The sequence below is a fragment of the Capnocytophaga canis genome (assembly GCF_000827555.1).
Classification (GTDB): Bacteria; Bacteroidota; Bacteroidia; order Flavobacteriales; family Flavobacteriaceae; genus Capnocytophaga; species Capnocytophaga canis.
Window position 1 is genome coordinate 22,273 of sequence record NZ_CDOI01000161.1, and the last position, 6,453, is coordinate 28,725.

At 36.6% G+C, this 6,453-nt stretch carries 5 protein-coding genes; all 5 read left to right on the forward strand.

What is annotated here, in order from left to right; translation table 11 throughout:
* Positions 1–288 precede the first annotated feature (288 nt).
* Positions 289–1,287 carry a pyruvate dehydrogenase (acetyl-transferring) E1 component subunit alpha gene (gene pdhA / locus CCAND38_RS07920; protein WP_042010435.1) on the forward strand — a complete coding sequence of 333 codons (999 nt, stop codon included), beginning with the start codon at positions 289–291 and terminating at the stop codon, positions 1,285–1,287.
* Positions 1,288–1,292: 5 nt separating this feature from the next.
* Positions 1,293–2,891 (forward strand): pyruvate dehydrogenase complex dihydrolipoamide acetyltransferase, encoded by a 1,599-nt coding sequence (locus CCAND38_RS07925; RefSeq protein ID WP_042010432.1) that lies wholly within the window; start codon positions 1,293–1,295, stop codon positions 2,889–2,891.
* A 272-nt stretch (positions 2,892–3,163) separates the two neighbouring features.
* Positions 3,164–4,768, forward strand: coding sequence for an Ig-like domain-containing domain (locus tag CCAND38_RS07930; protein WP_042344718.1), 1,605 nt, complete (start codon positions 3,164–3,166; stop codon positions 4,766–4,768).
* Positions 4,769–4,793: 25 nt separating this feature from the next.
* Positions 4,794–5,567 (forward strand): 5'/3'-nucleotidase SurE, encoded by a 774-nt coding sequence (gene surE, locus CCAND38_RS07935; protein WP_042010427.1) that lies wholly within the window; start codon positions 4,794–4,796, stop codon positions 5,565–5,567.
* A 136-nt stretch (positions 5,568–5,703) separates the two neighbouring features.
* On the forward strand, positions 5,704–6,453 hold a 750-nt coding region (gene guaB, locus CCAND38_RS07940), incomplete at its 3' end, for an IMP dehydrogenase (RefSeq protein WP_042344720.1).

The window sequence follows — 6,453 nt, forward strand, 5'->3', positions numbered from 1 at the left end:
TGCACTAACAATCACAAAATTCACCTACATTGATTGATGTAATATAAAAAATCAGATTTGCTAATAAGTAATAACTTTTAAATTTAAAGATTTTTAGGTTTTTATTTAATCCTTTCGGTACATAAAAATGCATCTAGTAATGGAGGCAGCAATACTTTTTTTATGTTTTATTTTGAAACAAAATAGATTTTTCTCATCTTTGCAAATGTTTTCGATTAGTGGGATTTTATTATCTCTTTTTGAGAGAAAACATTTGGAAAAATAACATCACATTTTAATAAATAACAAATGAAAAAAATTGACAAAGATGTGTACCTGAAATGGTATGAAGAGATGCTTTTTTGGAGAAAATTTGAGGACAAACTTGCCGCTGTTTATATCCAACAAAAAGTAAGAGGTTTTTTACATTTATACAATGGACAAGAGGCAATTGTTGCAGGGTGTATGCACGTGATTGACCCAACGAAAGATAAAATGATTACCACGTACAGAAATCACATCCAACCAATTGCTTTAGGGGTTGATCCACGTCGTGTTATGGCGGAGCTTTTTGGAAAGGCTACTGGAACCTCGCAAGGGTTGGGTGGCTCAATGCACATTTTTTCAAAAGAACACCGTTTCTACGGTGGACATGGAATCGTTGGAGGACAAATTCCTTTAGGAGCAGGTTTAGCTTTCGCCGATAAGTACTTCAACAGAGATGCCGTTACCTTAACTTTTATGGGAGACGGAGCGGTACGTCAAGGTGCTTTGCACGAGACTTTCAATTTAGCAATGCTTTGGAAACTTCCTGTGGTATTTATCGTTGAAAACAACCAATATGCGATGGGAACATCAGTAGAAAGAACTGCTAACCACACAGACATCTGGAAACTTGGATTAGGCTATGAGATGCCATGTGCTCCAGTTGACGGAATGGATCCCGTGAAGGTTGCGGAGGCTGTTTACGAAGCAGTAGAAAGAGCCAGAAGAGGCGATGGACCTACACTACTCGACATTAGAACATACCGCTATAGAGGTCACTCTATGTCCGATGCTCAGTTATATCGCACTAAGGATGAAGTGGAAGAATACAAAAAATTGGATCCGATTACGCAGGTCTTAAACGTCATCAAAGAAAATAATTATGCAACGGAGGCTGAAATTGAGGCTATCAATGAGCGTGTTGCTAAATTAGTGGCTGAATGCGAAAAATTTGCAGATGAATCACCATTTCCTGAGAAAGAAGTTCTATATGACGTGGTGTACGAACAAGAAAACTATCCTTTTTTACCTCATAAATTATAAAAAAAATGGCAGAAATCATTAACATGCCACGTTTGAGCGACACTATGGAAGAAGGTGTTGTTGCAAAATGGCTTAAAAAAGTTGGCGATAAAGTACAAGAAGGTGATATTTTAGCTGAAATCGAAACTGATAAGGCTACTATGGAATTTGAATCGTTCCATGCAGGTACGTTGCTTTACATAGGACTACAAGAAGGTGAAACCGCTAAAGTAGACACACTTCTGGCTGTTATTGGAAAAGAGGGCGAAGACATTTCGGCTTTAATTTCTCAAGATGTAGCTTCTGCACAACCCGTAGCAGAAAGCAAACCAGAACCAATCGAAACATCAGAACCTTTAGCTTCGATTCCTGCAGGAGTTGAAATTGTTACAATGCCTCGTTTGAGCGATACCATGACCGAAGGAACCGTAGCTACATGGTTGAAAAAAGTTGGCGACAAAGTACAGGAAGGTGATATTTTAGCTGAAATTGAAACTGACAAAGCTACAATGGAGTTTGAATCGTTCTATTCAGGAACGCTTTTGCATATAGGTATAAAAGAAGGTGAATCAGCTTCTGTTGATGCTCTCTTAGCGATCATTGGGCCAGCTGGCACCGATGTAAGTGCTGTGATTGCAGGAGGAGGCTCTGCCAAACCAGCTTCAACACCTACAAAATCTGAAGTAAAAAAAGAACAAGAAAAACCAGTGGTCAGCACCCCTGTTGTTACAACTGCTGATAATAATAGCGATCGTGTATTCGCATCTCCTTTAGCCAAGAAAATTGCACAGGATAAAGGTATAAATCTTTCGCAAGTGAAAGGTTCAGGCGAAAACGGACGTATTGTAAAGAAAGATGTAGAAAACTTCACTCCATCTGTTCAATCACAAAATGCAGAAAAACCAACTGCTACATCGGTGACTTCGTTCGTACCTGCAGGTGTGGAAAATGTTGAAGAAGTGAAAAATTCACAAATGCGTAAAACAATTGCTAAACGTTTATCCGAATCGAAATTCACAGCTCCACATTACTACCTGACTATCGAAATTGATATGGAAAATGCTATAAACTCACGCTCAGAAATTAACAAATTGCCTGACACGAAAGTATCGTTTAACGATATGGTTGTGAAAGCGTGTGCAATGGCATTGAAAAAACATCCACAGGTAAACACATCATGGAAAGGCGATGTAACGGTTTACAACCAACACGTACATATAGGAGTTGCCGTAGCTGTAGAAGACGGTTTAGTCGTTCCTGTATTAAAATTCACAGATAGTCTGTCGCTTACTCAAATAGGCGGACAGGTAAAAGATTTGGCAGGACGCGCCAGAAATAAAAAATTGACTCCTGCTGAGATGGAAGGAAGTACCTTCACGGTATCAAACTTAGGTATGTTCGGCATTGAAGAGTTTACTTCAATTATCAATCAACCGAACTCAGCAATTCTGTCAGTAGGAGCTATTGTGGAAAAACCTGTGGTGAAAAACGGACAAATTGTTGTGGGTAACACAATGAAAGTAACCTTAGCTTGTGACCACCGTACTATCGACGGAGCTACGGGAGCTCAGTTTTTACAAACATTGAAAACTTATATCGAAAATCCTGTTACGATGTTAGCGTAAGACGAGGACTTTAGGTAAACGATCTTTTTTTAAAATGCAAATCTCTATCTATGGAGGTTTGCATTTTCTTTTTTTGTCAAACTAATAATTCTATTTGCAATTTAATCAATGATAAGAATTAATAATAAAGTTAGTAAATCCAAAAAATGAATGATTTTTATCGGAAAACTACGAAATTCTTAATATTTACCCCGTTTTTTGATGTTGCGAAGTGAAAAAAAAATAGTACATTTGTGGGTTGTAATTTGTCAAAAGAAGATAATTTTAGGAATATGCTAAAAAAATACGGATATTTCATTGTTTTAATCATCTCATTATCAATATTTTTACGTTGTGCTAGACGAGGTTCACCTACAGGAGGCCCAAAAGATGAAACACCTCCAGTTTTATTACAGGTAACGCCACCCTCTGCAACAACTGGATTTGATAAGAAAAAAATACGTCTGGTTTTTGATGAGCTTGTTACAATAAAGGATTTGCGTAAACAGCTCATAGTTTCTCCTCCTATGGAAAATTTTCCCATAGTCAGTCCTATGAACGCTTCAAGAAATTTGGAAATCAGTATTTTAGATACACTTAAACCAAACACAACCTATGTTTTTAATTTTGGAAATAGTATTCAAGATTATAACGAAGGAAATGTTTATAAAGATTTTAAATATGTATTCTCAACAGGAAAATTTATTGATTCATTAAAAGTCACAGGAAAAATAAAAGATGCTTTAAAATCAAAACCTGATAAATCAATTGTGGTGATGCTTTATGAATATAATGAGTCCTATAAAGATTCCGTAGTTTATAAAAATAAGCCTTTATATATCGGATACGCGAACGACAGTCTTAACACTTTCGAAATCAACCATATAAGAAAAGGAAAATATATGCTGATGGCAATGCAAGATAAGAATAACAACTATCTTTTCAATCAAAAAGAAGATAAAATTGCATTTCTTGAGCAACCTATTTTTGTGAAAGGAGATACTGTTATTTCATATGAACTTACGCTTTTTAAAGAGAAGTGGAACTACAAAGCGGCTCGTCCAATACAAGCGTCTGAAAATCGATTCATATTCGGATTTGAAGGAGATACGGATAATGTAAAAATCGAACCTATATCAAAACAAACTAATGATTTTAAGTACGTTATATCCAAAGAACCTAAAAAGGACACTCTTAATTTTTGGTTTTCTCCCAAACAAGATTCTTTGAGATTTACAATTACAAAAGGTGAAAAGATAGACACTTTCACCACACGTTTGCGAAAAATGAAGCCCGATAGTTTGCAAATTTCAAATCTATTTTCAGGAGATCTTCCAAAAGGAAAATATTTCGGATGGAAGTCAAATATCCCAATAATGAAAACGGACACTACAAAGGTACAAGTATTTGAAAAGGACTCTATTAGAATTCCCTTCAAAACAAAATTAAGTGAGGATAGATTGGAATATTTGATTGTTTTCGACGCGAAATACGGTGAATCATACCGAGTAAAAGCATTTCCCGATGCGATGATTGATTTTTTTGGAAAAACAAATGATACCCTGGAAGTGAAACTAAGAACCAAAAAACAGGACGAGTATTCCGTATTGAAACTTACACTAAAAGGCGAAGTGGATTATCCTATACTAATTCAACTTACAGATGAGAAAGGAGATATTCATCGTGAACTATACACTGAAAAACCTGAAAATCAATATATTTTTGAAGCTGTGCCTCCTAAAAAATATCGTTTGCGTATCATAGAAGACAAGAATGGTAATAAAAAATGGGATACTGGTAACTTTCTAAAACGCCAACAAGCTGAAAAAATTATTCATCATCCAAAAGAAATTGAGCTACGAGCCAATTGGGACATTGAAGAAACATTTAGTTGGTAGATTTAAAACACACATTCAGATAATTATGACTAAAAAACCATTGATTTTAATCACAAATGATGACGGAATTACAGCTCCAGGAATACGCTGCTTAATAAAAATAATGAACGAAATCGGAGATGTGGTGGTGGTTGCTCCTGATTCTCCACAAAGTGGTATGGGACACGCCGTTACACTCAATTCAACCCTGTACTGCGAACCAATACACATCGATGATGGAGTCCAAAAAGAATACACATGTAGTGGTACACCCGCAGATTGTGTAAAAATAGCCAAGTACGAAGTATTAAAACGTAAACCTGACTTATGTGTTAGTGGTATCAACCATGGCTCAAATTCATCCATAAATGTAATTTATTCAGGAACGATGAGTGCTGCAGTTGAAGCGGGTATTGAAGGGATTCCTGCCATAGGTTTTTCATTACTTGATTTCAGTTGGGACGCAAACTTTGAGGAAGCTCGCGATTTTGTTAAGCAAATAGCAATCAATGTATTAAAAAATGGATTACCAAAAGGAGTAGTCCTAAATGTAAATATTCCTAAATTGAAAAAGGAAGCCATCAAAGGTATCAAAATATGTAGACAAGCCCAAGCTCGTTGGATTGAAGAATTTGACAAACGAACAAATCCACAAGGACGGAATTACTATTGGATGACTGGTAAGTTCGTGAATGAAGACGGAGGAGACGATTCGGACGAATGGGCATTGGCAAACGGATATATCTCCGTAGTTCCTATTCAATTTGATTTGACTGCATATCACGTCATTCCTCATTTAGAGAAGTGGAAAATGAAGTAAATTCTGTTAGGACGGAGAAAATATCTTGTCTAATGTACACCAGTATGGTCAACGAAATCATATAGTAGTGAGGGAACTCTTTTTTATTTCAAAAAAAAGTAGTACATTTGCACGCAACAAAATTTCAAGTTGCTTTATGAATTTTCAAGAAAAAATAGTAGGAGAAGGATTGACCTACGATGATGTACTACTCATTCCGAACTATTCCGAAGTACTTCCGCGAGAAGTGGTTATCTCAACCAAATTCACAAAAAATATTACGCTAAACGTTCCTATCATTTCGGCTGCGATGGATACAGTTACAGAAGCTGCGATGGCTATTGCAATGGCTCGTGAAGGTGGCATTGGTGTACTTCATAAGAATATGACGATTGAAGAACAAGCTAAGCAAATTCGCAAAGTGAAAAGAGCGGAAAGCGGAATGATTATCGACCCTGTAACGCTTAATTTAGAAGCAAAAGTATCTGATGCTCAAAGGAGTATGAAAGAAAACAGCATTGGAGGAATCCCGATTGTTGATACGGATGGTACGCTCAAAGGTATTGTTACAAATCGTGATTTACGCTTTGAACAAAACGGCAATCGCCCCATTGTAGAGGTAATGACTTCTGAAAATCTTATTACAGCAGCGGAAGGTACTTCAATGAAAGAAGCCGAAAAGATATTACAAAAACATAAAATTGAAAAACTTCCTGTTGTAGACAAAAACAACAAACTTGTAGGACTTATCACTTTCCGTGACATCGCTAACCTGCAAGAGAAATCCATATCAAACAAAGATCTATTTGGTAGATTACGTGTGGCTGCCGCATTAGGAGTTACTTCGGATGCCGTAGAACGTGCTGAAGCATTGGTCTATGCAGGAGTAGACGCAGTTATCATCGAC